Source organism: Streptomyces aidingensis, assembly GCF_900112355.1.
GTDB lineage: Bacteria > Actinomycetota > Actinomycetes > Streptomycetales > Streptomycetaceae > Streptomyces > Streptomyces aidingensis.
In genome coordinates this window covers 513,986-528,040 of the sequence record NZ_FOLM01000001.1, presented here as the reverse complement: position 1 = coordinate 528,040, position 14,055 = coordinate 513,986, and the positions used below count along the sequence as shown (strand labels likewise).

Genomic DNA, 14,055 nt, shown 5'->3' with positions numbered 1-14,055 from the left:
GCGGGTTTCCTCACGCGAACCTGCTCGGCCCGCGGGGGGCGGTCACATCGGAACCAGCCGGGACACCGGCCGGTCGCAGCGGGCTCCGGGACCGCCTTCTGCCGGTCCCGAGTGGCTCCGCACAAGGGGAACGGCCCACCGCCGATTCGGCGGGCCTATACCACTGTACCCCGGAACAGGCATATGCGGCAGGGTCCGGTTCGCTCCCGGGGACCGCGGGCGGGCTATTGTGCGACCCGTGAGGCATGTTCCGTCCCGTGCCGCGCCGCGCCGGGCGGGAGACGCCGGGAGCGGAGGACCGCTCGAACCGCTCGATCAGCCCGCGACAGAAGCCGGAGTACGACCCATGGAGACGCCCGAGCCGTCGGAGGCCCCGGAAGACGCGGAAGCGGCACCGTCCGCGGAGCAGCCGGCCCCGGCCGGCATCGCCGCCCAGGACTGGGCCGCCGCCTCGGCCGATCCGCAGTACCGGGCGGCGGTGACCGACCTGCTGGGCGCGCTGGCCTACGGCGAGCTGTCGGCGTTCGAGCGGCTGGCGGACGATGCCAAGCTGGCGCCGACGCTGGCGGACAAGGCCGCGCTGGCCCGGATGGCCTCGGCGGAGTTCCATCACTTCGAGCAGATCACCGAGCGGCTGACCATGATCGACGCCGATCCGGCGGAGGCGATGGCACCGTTCGCCGCGCCGCTGGACGAGTTCCACCGCATGACCGCGCCCTCGGACTGGCTGGAAGGTCTGGTCAAGGCCTATGTCGGCGATGCGATCGCGGCGGACTTCTACCGTGAGGTGGCGGTCCGGCTGGACGCCGACACCCGCTCGCTGGTGCTGCGGGTGCTGGACGACACCGGGCATGCGTCGTTCGCGGTGGACAAGGTGCGGGCGGCGATCGAGGCCGAGCCGCGGGTCGGCGGACGGCTGGCGCTGTGGGCGCGCCGGCTGATGGGCGAGGCGCTGGCGCAGGCGCAGCGGGTGGTCGCGGACCGCGACGCGCTGTCCACCATGCTGGTGGGCGGCGTCGCCGACGGCTTCGACCTGGCGGAGATCGGCAAGATGTTCTCCCGGATCACCGAGGCCCACACCCGGCGCATGGCCGCCCTCGGCCTCGCCGCGTAGCCCCGGCGGCCCCGCCGGCCCCGCCGGCCCGGGACCCCGTGCCGGGCCCGGCGCGTCCGGCGCACGGCGTGGTCGCGGGTTCGAGTTCCGTCGCTCACCCTTCCCGGCCGGTGGCGGGTGGGCGGGCGGGGGGCATAGGGTCTGCGGCCATGGAGAGTTCTGCGGCCGGCGGGGACCTGCTGGATGCGGCGCTGATCGAGGAGGCCGCGAAGAAGTCCGCCCTGGTCTGGGTGCGCGGCCCCCAGGGCCCGGCCCGGGCGCTGTGGCATGTGTGGTTCGACGGCGCCGTGTGCCTGGTCGGCGGCGGCGCCGGTGAGCAGCCGCTGGACGGGCTCGGTCTGGTCCACGGCGGCAGTGCCACCGTCACCGTCCGCAGCAAGGACAAGGGCGCCCGGCTGGTGGTCTGGCCCGCCCGGGTGGTGGAACCGGCCCCCGGCGGCGAGGACTGGCGGCGGGCGGCCGGGGAGCTGCAGGGCAAGCGGCTGAACGCCCCCGACGCCGAGCAGCTGCTTCAGCGCTGGGCCGCGCACTGCCGGCTGCTCCGGCTGGAGCCGGCCGGCCCCGCCGCGCAGCGGCCGGGTGCCATGCCGGACGGCTCCGGAGCCGTCCCGCCGCTGCCCTCGCCCGCCGTGACCCGCGGCCCGGTGCCGAGCGGCCTGCCGGCCCGCCGGCGCTCCGGCCCCCGCCGGACGGCCCGCTAGCCGGCTAGCCGGCTTCGCCGCCGGTGTCCGGCAGGACCTTGTCGCCGTAGTCCACGATCTGCTCCTCCTTGGGCGCGCGCAGGGTGAACTCCTCGCCCCAGTCCCCCATCTGCACCTCGCCCGCGTCGCCGCCCCGTGCCAGCCGCAGCGGATAGGGCTCGCCGGTCAGCGACACCTCCAGCACCCCGCCGGCGCCGCCGTCCGCCAGCACCTGGATGGTCTTCCGGCCGCCGATCTCGCCGCGCTCGCCGGTCTCCCGCTCGCCCTCCATCACCAGCAGCCCGGCCAGCAGGGCGTTCTTGTCCGTAAAGCCGCTGAGCTGCTGGTACGCCGGGTCCTCGGGCGCGACCTTGACGTATTTGCCCTCCAGCCTCTCGGCCGGGTCGATCTCCGGGTCGGTCTCCTCGCCCTCTCCCTGCCGGTACTCCCAGAACGCCTCGTCGGCCTTGATGAAGAGCTGCTCGCCGACGCGCAGCAGTTCGAAGGTCATGCCCTCGGTGGACACCTCGCCGACCCCGCCGTCCGGGCCGAGCCGCATGTCCAGGCGGAAGGATCTGCCGTCCGCCACCACGCTGCCGGAGAGCCGCACCGTGACGGCCTCCTGGGCGGCGTCCAGCGCCCGTTCCTCTATGGTCGCGGGCGGCTGGCCGGCCAGCCCGTTGGTGCCCTCGTCCGGATCGGGGGAGCCGCAGGCGGCGCTCATCGCCGCCAGCCCGGCACAGATCGCACCAGTGATCACGGAGCGCCAGCGGCGGACACGTGCAGACACCTCGGCCGCAACTCCTCTTTCTTCCGGTCTTCTTCCGGTCTCTTCCGGATCTTCCGGTTTCGCCCGGCTTGTCGTGACTCGCGAGGACCGGACGACCGCGCGGTCGCACCCGCCCCGCAAACGCTCATCCGGCACTGCAGCGCCATCCCGGCACACCGGTCCCGGCAGGACCGCCGCCGCGATGCTGCCGGGGAGCGTACCCGGAGCACCGCGCACAACCCAGGGCCGGTACACCGCACCAGCTCCGGCGGCGTTGCGCCACCCGGCCCCGGACCGGGACGATCCGGGCGTTGCGGGACCCGGCCGCGCCGCCCGGCGCCGCCCGGCCCGGCACCGCGGTCCGCCGCACGACCCGTACCATCGGGTACATGGCTACCGACACCCCCACCGCCACCCAGTCCGGCGCGCCCGCCGAGGACGCGGTGCGCGCCGCCCTGGCGACGGTGAACGATCCGGAGATCCACCGCCCCATCACCGAGCTCAACATGGTCAAATCGGTATCCATCGGGCCGGACGGAGCGGTCGAGGTCGGCGTCTATCTCACGGTCGCGGGCTGCCCGATGCGGGAGACCATCACCCAGCGGGTGACCGAGGCGGTGCGCGCCGTCCCGGGTGTCACCGCGGTCGGCGTGGAGCTGGACGTGATGAGCGACGAGCAGCGCAAGGAGCTGGCCTCGGCGCTGCGCGGCGGCCAGGCCGAGCGGGAGGTCCCGTTCGCCCAGCCCGGCTCCCTCACCCGGGTCTACTGCGTGGCCTCCGGCAAGGGCGGCGTGGGCAAGTCCTCGGTGACGGTCAATCTGGCCGCCGCGCTGGCCGCGGACGGCCTGAAGGTCGGCGTGGTGGACGCGGACATCTACGGCCACTCGGTGCCGCGCATGCTGGGCGCGGACGGCCGGCCCACCCAGGTGGAGAACATGATCATGCCGCCGTCGGCGAACGGCGTGAAGGTGATCTCCATCGGCATGTTCACCCCGGGCAACGCCCCGGTGGTGTGGCGCGGCCCCATGCTGCACCGGGCGCTCCAGCAGTTCCTGGCCGATGTCTACTGGGGCGACCTGGATGTGCTGCTGCTCGACCTGCCGCCGGGCACCGGCGACATCGCCATCTCGGTGGCGCAGCTGGTGCCGGGCGCCGAGATCCTGGTGGTGACCACGCCGCAGCAGGCCGCCGCCGAGGTCGCCGAGCGGGCCGGTTCCATCGCGGTGCAGACCCACCAGAAGATCGTCGGTGTGGTGGAGAACATGTCCGGGCTGCCCTGCCCGCACTGCGACGAGATGGTGGACGTGTTCGGCAGCGGCGGCGGCGAGCGCGTCGCCGAGGGGCTGACCCGGGCCACCGGCGCCGAGGTCCCGGTCCTGGGCCGGATCCCGATCGATGTGCGGCTGCGCGAGGGCGGCGACGAGGGCAAGCCGGTGGTGCTCACCGATCCGGATTCCCCGGCCGGTGCGGCGCTGCGCGAGGTGGCCTCGGCACTGGGCGCGCGCAGGCGCGGCCTGTCCGGCCTGTCGCTGGGCATCACCCCGCGCAACAAGTTCTGACCGGCTCCGGGGCCGGCCCGGCCGGATGCGGGCCGGGCCGGTCCGGACCGGCCCGGCCCGGCCGGGTGACGGCACAGCACAGGCCCGCGGGGACGGCCCGCGGGCCCTGGCGTACGGAAAGCACGGGCGGTACGCCTCAGGCGTACGTCTCGATGTCCTTGATGACGGCGAAACCGAGACCGTAGGCGCTCATGCCCCGCCCGTAGGCCCCGATGTGCACCCCCCGGGCGGCGTGGCCGGCCATCACCCAGCCATAGTCGGATTCGCGGTAGTGGAACGGTGTGGGCTCGCTGTCGACGGGCAGCGTCAGTGTGGTCCAGCCGCCGCCGTCCAGGCTGTCGGCCAGATCCCAGGCGAGTGCGGTCTGCTGCTCCAGCCAGTCCTGCCGGAGCGCGCGTTCGAGCTGTGACGGCCAGGTGCGGGACAGCAGCCCCGAACCCGCCAGCCAGGCGGCGGAGGAGACCGAGGTGGCCTCCAGCACGCCGGTGCCGTCCGGGCTGCGCCGGACCGGCCGGCTGGCCAGCGTGACGACCACGGCGAAGCGCTGGTCGTCGTCGCTGAGCTCGCCGTGGATGGACGGCTCGTCGCCGTGCCCGACCGAGCCGTGCTCGACCGAGCCGTCGGCGGCCGTGCCGAGGCTGCCCAACCAGCGGGGGCCGGAGAACGCGTCGTCCAGGCCGTACCAGGGAAAGCCTGCCTGCAGAAATCCGGCCACGGCCCTGCGGGCCGTGGGCACCCCCCGCGCGGTATGCGGTTCAGCCCGACTGGTGGTTTCCATGTGCGGACGTCCCTTCCTCACGTGTGCCCGGGCAGACCCGGGACACACGTGAGGATAGCCACCCGGGCCCCGCCTTTCGGGAGGCTCCGGGGAGCAATACGTATTAAATGCGCCCAAATGCTCCCGTGCGCCGGGCGAGGTGACACTCGGTGTCAGGTTGCGTCCGAGTCGAACGGCGGCGGATCGGCCGGCGCCCCGCCGCTGTCGGCCGCCTTGCCGGAACCGCTGCCGGAGGCGGTACCGGTGGCGGTGCCCGTGCCCGCGGTGCCGCCCGGGTCCTTTTCCAGGTTCACCGCCGGTGAACCGTTCGCCTGGCCCGTGCCCGTGCCCGTGCCGGAGCTCTTGCGCGCGGCCGGGGTGCGGCCGTTGACCGCGTCGGAGACCTCGGTCAGCTCCTTGCGCACATCGATGCTGCTGCGCAGCTCCTTCAGCCCCAGGTCGTCGTTGTCCATCAGGTGCTTGCGGGCGAAGGTCCGCGGGTTGAGATCCTCGAACTCGAAGTCCTTGAACTCCGGACCCAGCTCCTCACGGATGTCCCGCTTGGCGTTCTCGGAGAACTCCCGCACCTTGCGCAGCACCCGCGCGGTGTCCTGGATGAACTTGGGCAGCTTCTCCGGGCCGAACACCAGGATCGCCAGGATGATGAGCGCGATGAACTCAATGGACCCTATGTCGAAGAACACCTGACTGCTCCCTCAGCGCTCACCTACTGGGCGTCTGCAACGGTACCCGGCCAAGGGCCCCGCCGGATACCTCCCGTTGCCGTGGGGCGGAGGAGTCGCCCGTGTGTCACCCGGCGGACGCCCGGCCGCGCCATGGACGTTCCCGGAGCCCGGCGGGACCGGCCGGGGTCCGACGGGGCCGGGTCAGGAGCTGGTGGCCTGGCCCAGGATCACACTGATGTCGAGTTCGCCGCCGCCGCGTTCCACGGTCAGCACCAGTTCGTCGCCCGGCTGGTGCGAGCGGATCTTCACGATCAGCTCGTGGGCGGTCAGTACCCGGTCACCGTCCACGGCGATGATGACATCACCCTCCTGGACTCCGGCCCGGTCGGCGGGGCCGCCCGGGTCGACGGCCGGGCCGCCGGAGTTGCCCGCCACCCGCACGCCCTCGCCCTCCCAGGCGCCGTCCAGCCGGACCCCGATCACCGGATGCACGGCAAAACCGTTGTTGATCAGCTCCTCCGCGACCCGCTTGGCCTGGTTGACCGGTATGGCGAAACCGAGGCCGATGCTGCCGCCCCGGCCCTCGCCGTCCGGGCCGCCGATCAGGTCGGGGGTGCGGATGGCGGTGTTGATGCCGATGACCAGACCGTCCAGGTCGACCAGCGGGCCGCCGGAATTGCCGGGGTTGATGGCGGCGTCGGTCTGCAGGGCGTTGACATAGCTGATGTCCGAGCCGTCCGCGCTGCCGCCGGCCGTTATGGGGCGGTCCTTGGCGCTGATGATGCCGGAGGTGACGGTGCCCTCCAGATCGAAGGGCGAGCCGATGGCGACCACCGGGTCGCCGACCGCGACCGCCTCGGAGTCGCCCAGCGGCAGCGGGTGCAGCCCGGAGACATTGTCGACCTTCACCACGGCCAGGTCGTAACCGCTGTCCGCGCCGACCAGCTCCGCCTCGACGCTGTCGCCGCTGCCGAAGGTGACCTGGATCTGGCCCGAGCCGCCGGCCGGGTCCACGACATGGGCGTTGGTGAGGATGTGCCCGCTGTGGTCGAGCACAAAGCCGGTGCCGGTGCCGGCGGCGTCCCGGCCCTGGACATGGAGGGTGACCACCCCGGGCAGCACGGCCTCGGCAATGCCCGCGGTGGTGCCGGGCGCGGCGGTGCGGTCCGCGGCGCTGACCTGCGGCAGCGTCACCTCCTGGGAGAGCTCGCCGTTGCGCTCCAGATAGACACCGACCGCGCCGCCGGTCAGGCCGGAGACCAGGGCCACCAGCAGGGCACCGGCCACCAGCAGGCCCGGGCGCGGGCGCGCCGGCCCGGCGGGCGCCGGGCCCGGTGCGGGGTAGCCGCCGTAGCCGGCGGGCGGGACCGCCCACGGGTCGTACCGCCGCAGCGGCTCGCCCGGCAGCTCCGGCATGGCGGCGGCGGTGAAACCGCCCGGGTGCGCGCCCGGATACCCGCCCGCGGCCGGCGGCACCGGGGTACCCCCGGCGGGCGTACCGCTGCCGCCGGGATGGCCGCCGGCACCGGGCGCACCTCCCGGAGCCGCAGCCGCGGCGGGAGCAGGGGCCGCTCCCATGGGCCCGCCCGCGGCAGGGGGGCCGGTGACGGCCTCCGGACGGATTCCCGGGGAGGCGGTGGTGGTGCTGCCGGGGGCGGTGGCCGCCGTCGGCGGAGGTGCCGGGGCGGTGGGCGGCATCCGGGTGCCGTCCGCGGGGGTGCCGTGCTGCGCGGCCCCGGCGGTGGCGCCGCCCGCCCGGCCGGCCGGCGGCGGGGCGGGCTCGCCGGCGCCGGCCGGCGCCGGCGCGGGAGCGGGGGACGCCGGGCGCTCCGGGGTGGCCAGGTCGCCGTCCGGCGCGGCGGACGGGGCCTCGGGGCGCTGCACGGGCGGGGCGGGTGCCCAGGGCCCGGGCGGACCGTAAGGCGGCGTGCCGTACGGGTCCTGGCCGTGCAGCGGCTCCGCGCTGCTGTTCCCCTCATCCATGGCAGCCCCCATCGTCTCCGCGGGCCCCGGTTCCGGCAATGGCCCGTCACGGCATTGGATTCAACCAAATGCGGGCGGCAGGTTTCACCGAGGGCTCGATGCGCGGGGCATCGCCGTCTCCTGCGGCGCCGGTTCCGCGGTCGCGGAGCCCGTCGCGCCCGGCGTCCCGGCGTGGCCGGTGGGCACCGGGCCGGGTGCCGCCGGGGTGGCCGCGGTGCGCTGGCCGGCCAGCAGCTCGGCCAGTTCCGGATCCATGGCCAGACCGGCGAAGACCGCCGCCGTCTGCGCGGCGAGCACACCGGTGCCGTAGAGCTCGGCCGTGGCCGAGGCGTACTGCTCGGCGATCTCGTCCGACGGGAGACCGGTGGAACGCGGGCTCTCGCGGTCGGCGGACGGATCTTCCCGGTCGTCCCGGGCGGCGGTGCGCACCGCCGTCGCCGAGGTGCCCGCCGGGCTTGCGCTCGCGGCGCTCGCCGCGCCGCCCGTGCCCCCGCCGGTGCCGCCGGCCACATTGACGGTCGGCGTCCCGGCCGAGGTGAGCGCGCCGCCCAGCGCCACCGCCGCCAGCGAGAACGCGCCCGCCGCCGCAAAGGCCAGGCGCTGTCCGCGCCCGGCACGCGGCATCAGGGCCTCGCCGCCCAGCCGGCCGCCGAACCGCCCGCCCGGCTCGCCCGCGCGGTGGATCGGGAAGCCGCGCTCCGGCTTCAGGCTCGGCGGCGTCAGCAGCGATCTGCCCCGGCCCGGCGGCAGCCCGCCGCCCGGGGGCCGGCCGCCGCCCCGCGCACTCTCGTCCCCGGCCGCGCCACCGCGCCCCGCCTCCGCGAGGCCGAGCGCGGGCAGGCCCTGCAACCGCGCCATCAGCGTCTCGGGGGGCGTGGGCAGCGCGCTGTCGGCGAAGACGCTCTTCAGCCGCCGCTGGGCGTCCGCCTCCGCCTTGCAGCCGGGACAGGTGGCCAGGTGGGCGAGCACCCGCTCCCGGTGGTCGTCCGACAGCTCACCGTCGATCAGCGCGGCGAGACTGTCGCCCAGATGGTCCTCGCTCGTCACTCGGTATCGCCTTTCTCACCGCATGCGGGGGAGACGCCCGGTGCGCCGGGCACCCCGGCCAGCGCGGGCAGCTCCGGCCCGGCGGCCCCGGCCGCCGGGCCGCGTCCGCGCGGCGAGCGGTGCCGCAGCGCCTTGCGCAGATGCGACCGGCCGCGGTGGATACGGCTGCGGACCGTGCCCAGCTTCACCCCGAGCGTGGCCGCGATCTCCTCATAGCTCAGCCCCTCGATGTCGCACAGCACCACCGCCGCCCGGAAGTCCGGCGCCAGGGTGTCCAGCGCCTGCTGGACATCGGCGTCGAAGTGGGTGTCGTTGAAGTGCTGCTGCGGTGAGGGCTCGCTGCTGGGCAGCCGGTCGGCGGCGTCCTCGCCGAGCGCGTCGAACCGGATGCGCTGCTTGCGGCGCACGGAGTCCAGGAAGAGGTTGGTGGTGATGCGGTGCAGCCACCCCTCGAACGTGCCGGGGGTGTAGGTGGACAGCGAGCGGAAGACGCGGACGAAGACCTCCTGGGTCAGGTCCTCGGCGTCGTGCTGGTTGCCGGTGAGCCGGTAGGCCAGCCGGTAGACCCGGGCGCTGTGCGTGCTGACGATCTCCTCCCAGGTGGGCGGAGTCCACACCTGGCCGCCCTCCGCTCCCGCGCCGTTCTCGCGGAATGCGGCGGTCGCACGCGGATCGGCGGAAGAGACGGAAGCGCCTGTGGCTGCGGTGTGGTCAGCATTGTCGGTCACGGATTTCGGCCCGCCGGAAGTCCACGGGAAGCGTTTCTTCACCGATCGGGCTTCGGACGTGGCCGCACCTCCCCTGTCGGACTCGGTGGTGTCGAGTGGAGTCCCTACCATAGCCACCTCGCCCGTCAGTTCCGGATAAGTATTTCCGCCCGGCATTTGGCCGCTCACCTGCCGTTCCCCACCGGACACGACCGCCCGTGCGGGCCGCGCGCCCCCCGGTGGCGAGCCCTGCGGGGCCCGCTCCCCATGAGGGGTCAACGCATGGTCCGCGCGCTCGGTTCCCGGGGGGACTCGCTACAGTCAAAGCGCGTGACAGACGGGGACGGGAGAGGGACATCACCGGCAATCGGCAGACAAGCTGGGCGTTCGCCGAGGCGTACGGCGCACCTGCCGCCGATACCGCCGAGGGCGCGGTGCTGCGCTGGTGCCGGGAACGCTCCCGGGAGGCCGGGCTGCGCCCCGTCTCCCCCGGCTGCGGCGACGCGCTGCGTCTGCTGGCGGCCACCGCCAATGCCAAGGCGGTGGTCGAGATCGGCACCGGGACCGGGGTCTCGGGCCTCTATCTGCTGCGCGGCATGCGCCCGGACGGCGTGCTGACCACGGTGGACACCGAGCCGGAATGGCAGCAGCTGGCCCGCCAGGCGTTCCGCTCGGCGGGCTTCGCCGCCAACCGGGCCCGGTTCATCCCGGGCAGCGCCCTGACGGTGCTGCCGCGGCTGGCCGACGGCGGCTACGACATGGTCTTCTGCGACGGCGACCGGGCCGAATACGGCGCCTGTCTCGCGGAGGCGCTGCGGCTGCTGCGGCCCGGCGGGGTGGTCTGCTTCGCCGGGATGTTCGCCGGCGGGCGCACCGTGGACTCCGCGGCGCCGCCCTCCGAGGTCCTCCGGCTGCGGGAGGTGCTGCGCACCATACGTGAGCACGAGGCGCTGGTGCCCGCGCTGCTGCCGGTCGGGGACGGCCTGCTGTGCGCGGTGCGCCGCTCCTGAGGGCGTCGCCCGGCCGCCGCCGTTCCCGGTGCGGATTGCGCGGCTGGCCCTGCGGAACGCCGTCAGCGCTGCTCCGAAGGGCCGGGCGGCCTCCGGGGCAGCGCTGACGGGTCATGGTGCGAAGGGCCGAAGGTCAGCCGCTCACCTTCTGCAGCTCCTGGTCGAGCTGCGCGGCCTCCTCCGGGCTCAGCTCGACGACGAGCCGTCCGCCGCCTTCGAGCGGAACGCGCATGATGATGCCCCGCCCCTCTTTGGTGACCTCGAGCGGGCCATCGCCCGTCCGCGGCTTCATGGCCGCCATGCTCGTTCCCCTTCCTGAAACCAGCTCATCGCGGCCGACAAACCGGGCACGCCGTCGGCACAACGCCCCGAGCGCAACCGTCATCGGCCTCGAACAGATTGCTTCCGGGCCATTATCCCGCATGCGGCGACGTGATGACCAACATCGGGGGTATCCCTTCGGCAACGCGCCCCCGCAAACCCGCTCAATTCGGGGAGCACACCCGATACGGCCCCGATGGGTCCCGGATACCGCACGGGATACAGGGCTCCCGGCAACTGTTCCCCGGCATCCGTTGGGCACTCATCACAGAACGGCTTGTCGGGGTTTCGGCGGCGGATTCCGGTAGTCCATGCTGAGCGGCATGCCCGACACAGTGCGCTACGAAGTCACCGAGAGTCTTGCCGCCATCACGCTGAATCGGCCGGACGCGATGAATGCCCTCGATGTACGGACCAAGGAGGCGCTGCGGGACGCGCTGCACCGCGCCGCGGACGATCCCGGCGTCCGTGCGGTGCTGCTCACCGGCGCCGGGCGCGCCTTCTGCGTCGGCCAGGATCTCAAGGAGCACACCGCCCATCTGGCGGAACGGTCCGCCGGCGAGGGCGGCGAGGCCGCCGGCGACGGCGCCCTGAGCACGGTGGCCGAGCACTACAACCCCATCACCCGGGCCATCGCCGCCATGCCGAAGCCGGTGGTGGCGGCGGTGAACGGCGCGGCGGCGGGCGCCGGCATGGGCTTCGCGCTGGCCGCCGACTACCGGGTGGTCTCCGAGCGGGCGAAGTTCACCACCGCGTTCGCGGGCGTCGCGCTGTCCACGGACTCCGGGCTGGCCTGGACGCTGCCGCGGTTCGTCGGCCCGGGCCGCGCCGCCGACCTGCTGCTCTTTCCGCGCACCATCGACGCCCGGGAGGCCGAGCGGCTGGGCATCGCCCAGCGGGTGGTGCCGGCGGAGGAGCTGGCGGAGACGGCCGCCGGGGTGGCCCGGGCGCTGGCGGCCGGGCCGACGCTGGCCTATGCCTCGATCAAGCGGGCGCTGGCCTTCGCCGCCTCGCACACCCTGGAGGAGACCCTGGAGCTGGAGGCCGGGCTCCAGCTCCGGGCGGGTGCGTCGGAGGACCACCGGGCCGCGGTGGCCGCCTTTGTCGCCAAGCAGGCCCCGGTGTTCCGGGGCCGCTAGCGGGGCCGGCGGCGGCGGGCGAGGGCCGGCCGGGTCAGTCGTCCTCGGCGGCGGGGGCCTGGTGGCGCAGGGCCAGGGCCTGGGCGCCGGCCAGCGCGGACTCCAGCTCGGAGATCCGCGAGTCGCGCTCGGCGAGCTCGGCGGCCAGCCGGTCCAGCACGTCGTCCACCTCGGCCATCCGGTAGCCGCGCACGGCGAGCGGGAAGCGCACCGAGACCACGTCCGCCGGGTGGACCGGCCGGTCCACGGGCAGCGGGTCGTCGAGCCGGTCCGGCTCGGCGTCCGGCAGCCCGCCCTCGGCCGGCGTGCCGTTGCCGTCGCCGCTGCCCAGCACCGCGAGCGTGACACCGGCGATCACCGCGACCATCGCGACCATCAGCCACAGAAAAAGCATCGATTCTCCCTGGGGACCCTTTCCCGGCCCGTCCCGGCCGTTGCCGCACTGCCCCGGATCATGCCCGCCCGGGCGCCGGAGCGCCACACCCCCGGCAGCACCGTGCCCGCCGGGAAGCCGCCGGGCCGGCACGTATTCTCGCAGCATGCTGCGACTGGGAGAGCGGACCTTCGCGCCGGACGAGCCGGTCATCATGGCCATCGTCAACAGAACCCCGGACTCCTTCTACGACCAGGGGGCGACGTTCCGGGACGAACCGGCGCTGGACCGGGTCGAGCAGGTGATCGCCGAGGGCGCGGCCATCGTGGACATCGGCGGGGTGAAGGCCGGCCCCGGCGAGGAGGTGGACACCGCCGAAGAGATCCGCCGGACCGCCGGCTTCGTCGCCGAGGTGCGGCGCCGGCATCCCTCGGTGGTGATCAGCGTGGACACCTGGCGGCACGAGGTGGGCGAGGCGGTCTGTGCGGCGGGCGCCGATCTGCTGAACGACGCCTGGGGCGGCGTCGATCCGGAGCTGGCCGCGGTGGCCGCCCGGCACGGCGCCGGCCTGGTGTGCACCCACACCGGCGGGGCGGCGCCGCGCACCCGGCCGCACCGGGTGGCCTACCCGGATGTGATGGCGGACGTCGTGCGGTCCGTCACGGCCCTGGCGGAGCGCGCCGTTTCGCTGGGGGTGCGGCGGGACGCGGTACTGGTCGATCCCGGCCACGACTTCGGCAAGAACACCCGGCACTCGCTGGAGGCCACCCGGCGGCTGCCGGAGCTGGCCGCCTGCGGCCGGCCGGTGCTGGTCTCGCTGTCCAACAAGGACTTCATCGGCGAGACGCTCGATCTGCCGGTGAAGGAGCGGCTGGTGGGCACGCTGGCCGCCACCGCGGTCTCGTACTGGCTGGGCGCGCGGGTCTTCCGGGTGCACGAGGTGGCGCAGACCCGGCAGGTGCTGGAGATGACGGGGGCCATCGCCGGCCACCGCCCGCCCCGCCTCTCCCGCCGCGGCCTCGCCTGAAGCGGGCCCGGCCCGGCCCGGCGGCGCGGGGCACCCGGCGGGAGAGGCGGGGCGGGAATCAGCGGGTGCCTTTGGTGACGAGTTCGACGGCCTGGTCCACATCGTCGGTGACCTGGAAAAGCAGTTCGTCGCGCTGCGACGCCTTGCCCTGCCCGATCATCGTGTGCTTCAGCCAGTCCACCAGCCCGCGCCAGTAGTCGCCGCCCACCAGCACGATCGGGAAGCGGGTCACCTTCCGCGTCTGCACCAGTGTCAGCGCCTCGAACAGCTCGTCCATGGTGCCCATTCCTCCGGGCAGCACCATGAATCCCTGCGCATATTTCACAAACATCGTCTTGCGCACGAAAAAATAGCGGAAGTTCATTCCGATATTGACGTACTCGTTGAGGCCCTGCTCAAAGGGAAGCTCGATGCCCAGGCCGACCGAGACGCCGCCGGCCTCGCTGGCGCCGCGATTGGCCCCCTCCATCGCCCCCGGGCCGCCGCCGGTGATCACCGCGAAGCCCGCCTCCACCAGCGCCCGGCCGATCCGTACCGCCAGTTCGTACTCCTCGGAGCCGGGCGCGGTGCGGGCGGAGCCGAAGACGCTGATCGCCGGGCCCAGCTCGGCGAGCGCCCCGAACCCCTCCACGAACTCCGACTGGATGCGCAGTACCCGCCAGGGGTCCTGGTGCAGCCAGTCGGAAGGGCCGCGGGTGTCCAGCAGGCGCTGGTCGGCGGTGCCGGGCACCACCTGCCCCCGGCGGCGCAGCACCGGCCCGAGGTACTGCTCGGTGCGGTCCGCGTCGGTCCAGCGGGCGGCTCCCCCAGCGCTGTTCATGCGCACTCTCCTTACGTCCCTGCCGTGTCCGGCGGGCCGGGCACGTCCGTTCCGTGCAGGGTA

At 74.3% G+C, this 14,055-nt stretch carries 15 protein-coding genes; 6 read left to right on the top strand and 9 right to left on the bottom strand.

Annotated features, from left to right (window positions below):
* Positions 1 to 346: 346 nt before the first annotated feature.
* Positions 347 to 1,114: a ferritin-like fold-containing protein gene (locus tag BM242_RS02400; RefSeq protein WP_093836896.1), complete on the top strand. Its 768-nt coding sequence runs from the start codon at positions 347 to 349 to the stop codon at positions 1,112 to 1,114.
* A gap of 149 nt (positions 1,115 to 1,263) precedes the next feature.
* Positions 1,264 to 1,815 carry a hypothetical protein gene (locus BM242_RS02395; RefSeq protein ID WP_093836895.1) on the top strand — a complete coding sequence of 184 codons (552 nt, stop codon included), beginning with the start codon at positions 1,264 to 1,266 and terminating at the stop codon, positions 1,813 to 1,815.
* A gap of 4 nt (positions 1,816 to 1,819) precedes the next feature.
* On the opposite strand, the gene BM242_RS02390 is transcribed toward BM242_RS02395, so the two are convergent.
* Complete coding sequence (locus BM242_RS02390; RefSeq protein ID WP_093836894.1) at positions 1,820 to 2,584, bottom strand: hypothetical protein; 765 nt, start codon at positions 2,582 to 2,584, stop codon at positions 1,820 to 1,822.
* 368 nt (positions 2,585 to 2,952) lie between these two features.
* On the opposite strand from BM242_RS02390, the gene BM242_RS02385 reads away from it, so the two are divergent.
* The gene (locus BM242_RS02385; protein ID WP_093837296.1) at positions 2,953 to 4,122 is read left to right on the top strand and encodes an Mrp/NBP35 family ATP-binding protein; all 1,170 of its coding nucleotides are present in this window, start codon (positions 2,953 to 2,955) and stop codon (positions 4,120 to 4,122) included.
* 136 nt (positions 4,123 to 4,258) lie between these two features.
* Here the strand turns inward: BM242_RS02385 and BM242_RS02380 are convergent, their stop codons facing one another.
* The 5 genes from BM242_RS02380 to sigE all read right to left on the bottom strand — a co-directional run bounded on the left by BM242_RS02380 (position 4,259) and on the right by sigE (position 9,434).
* A complete protein-coding gene (locus BM242_RS02380; RefSeq protein WP_093836893.1) occupies positions 4,259 to 4,900 on the bottom strand; it encodes a hypothetical protein in 642 nt (213 codons plus the stop codon).
* A gap of 152 nt (positions 4,901 to 5,052) precedes the next feature.
* A complete protein-coding gene (locus BM242_RS02375; protein ID WP_093836892.1) occupies positions 5,053 to 5,583 on the bottom strand; it encodes a sec-independent translocase in 531 nt (176 codons plus the stop codon).
* 183 nt (positions 5,584 to 5,766) lie between these two features.
* Complete coding sequence (locus tag BM242_RS02370) at positions 5,767 to 7,548, bottom strand: S1C family serine protease (protein ID WP_245833752.1); 1,782 nt, start codon at positions 7,546 to 7,548, stop codon at positions 5,767 to 5,769.
* Between the two features lie 84 nt (positions 7,549 to 7,632).
* The gene (locus tag BM242_RS02365; protein ID WP_093836890.1) at positions 7,633 to 8,595 is read right to left on the bottom strand and encodes an anti-sigma factor family protein; all 963 of its coding nucleotides are present in this window, start codon (positions 8,593 to 8,595) and stop codon (positions 7,633 to 7,635) included.
* Positions 8,592 to 9,434 (bottom strand): RNA polymerase sigma factor SigE, encoded by an 843-nt coding sequence (gene sigE, locus BM242_RS02360; RefSeq protein ID WP_175541216.1) that lies wholly within the window; start codon positions 9,432 to 9,434, stop codon positions 8,592 to 8,594. The genes BM242_RS02365 and sigE overlap by 4 nt, the downstream gene beginning before the upstream one ends.
* A 224-nt stretch (positions 9,435 to 9,658) precedes the next feature.
* Between sigE and BM242_RS02355 the strand changes: the two genes are divergently transcribed.
* Entirely contained in the window at positions 9,659 to 10,312 is a 654-nt protein-coding gene (locus BM242_RS02355) for an O-methyltransferase (protein ID WP_245833811.1), read from the top strand.
* A gap of 133 nt (positions 10,313 to 10,445) precedes the next feature.
* On the opposite strand, the gene BM242_RS02350 is transcribed toward BM242_RS02355, so the two are convergent.
* Complete coding sequence (locus BM242_RS02350; protein ID WP_165988086.1) at positions 10,446 to 10,613, bottom strand: DUF3117 domain-containing protein; 168 nt, start codon at positions 10,611 to 10,613, stop codon at positions 10,446 to 10,448.
* 343 nt (positions 10,614 to 10,956) lie between these two features.
* Here BM242_RS02350 and BM242_RS02345 point away from each other — a divergent pair, with 343 nt between their 5' ends.
* On the top strand, positions 10,957 to 11,772 hold the full coding sequence (locus BM242_RS02345) for an enoyl-CoA hydratase-related protein (RefSeq protein ID WP_093837294.1): 816 nt from the start codon (positions 10,957 to 10,959) through the stop codon (positions 11,770 to 11,772).
* A 34-nt stretch (positions 11,773 to 11,806) separates the two neighbouring features.
* Here the strand turns inward: BM242_RS02345 and BM242_RS02340 are convergent, their stop codons facing one another.
* Positions 11,807 to 12,166, bottom strand: coding sequence for a DivIVA domain-containing protein (locus BM242_RS02340; RefSeq protein ID WP_093836888.1), 360 nt, complete (start codon positions 12,164 to 12,166; stop codon positions 11,807 to 11,809).
* Between the two features lie 145 nt (positions 12,167 to 12,311).
* Between BM242_RS02340 and folP the strand changes: the two genes are divergently transcribed.
* On the top strand, positions 12,312 to 13,172 hold the full coding sequence (folP, locus tag BM242_RS02335; protein WP_093836887.1) for a dihydropteroate synthase: 861 nt from the start codon (positions 12,312 to 12,314) through the stop codon (positions 13,170 to 13,172).
* 58 nt (positions 13,173 to 13,230) lie between these two features.
* On the opposite strand, the gene BM242_RS02330 is transcribed toward folP, so the two are convergent.
* On the bottom strand, positions 13,231 to 13,992 hold the full coding sequence (locus tag BM242_RS02330) for an LOG family protein (RefSeq protein ID WP_093836886.1): 762 nt from the start codon (positions 13,990 to 13,992) through the stop codon (positions 13,231 to 13,233).
* Positions 13,993 to 14,055: the final 63 nt, after the last annotated feature.

Bases quoted from the DNA above. Each gene is read 5' to 3' on its own strand.
- BM242_RS02330 (WP_093836886.1), bottom strand. From the start codon at position 13,992: ATGAACAGCGCTGGGGGAGCCGCCCGCTGGACCGACGCGGACCGCACC.
- BM242_RS02350 (WP_165988086.1), bottom strand. From the start codon at position 10,613: ATGGCGGCCATGAAGCCGCGGACGGGCGATGGCCCGCTCGAGGTCACC.
- folP (WP_093836887.1), top strand. From the start codon at position 12,312: ATGCTGCGACTGGGAGAGCGGACCTTCGCGCCGGACGAGCCGGTCATC.
- BM242_RS02340 (WP_093836888.1), bottom strand. From the start codon at position 12,166: ATGCTTTTTCTGTGGCTGATGGTCGCGATGGTCGCGGTGATCGCCGGT.
- sigE (WP_175541216.1), bottom strand. From the start codon at position 9,434: ATGGTAGGGACTCCACTCGACACCACCGAGTCCGACAGGGGAGGTGCG.
- BM242_RS02395 (WP_093836895.1), top strand. From the start codon at position 1,264: ATGGAGAGTTCTGCGGCCGGCGGGGACCTGCTGGATGCGGCGCTGATC.
- BM242_RS02400 (WP_093836896.1), top strand. From the start codon at position 347: ATGGAGACGCCCGAGCCGTCGGAGGCCCCGGAAGACGCGGAAGCGGCA.
- BM242_RS02370 (WP_245833752.1), bottom strand. From the start codon at position 7,548: ATGGATGAGGGGAACAGCAGCGCGGAGCCGCTGCACGGCCAGGACCCG.
- BM242_RS02380 (WP_093836893.1), bottom strand. From the start codon at position 4,900: ATGGAAACCACCAGTCGGGCTGAACCGCATACCGCGCGGGGGGTGCCC.
- BM242_RS02345 (WP_093837294.1), top strand. From the start codon at position 10,957: ATGCCCGACACAGTGCGCTACGAAGTCACCGAGAGTCTTGCCGCCATC.
- BM242_RS02385 (WP_093837296.1), top strand. From the start codon at position 2,953: ATGGCTACCGACACCCCCACCGCCACCCAGTCCGGCGCGCCCGCCGAG.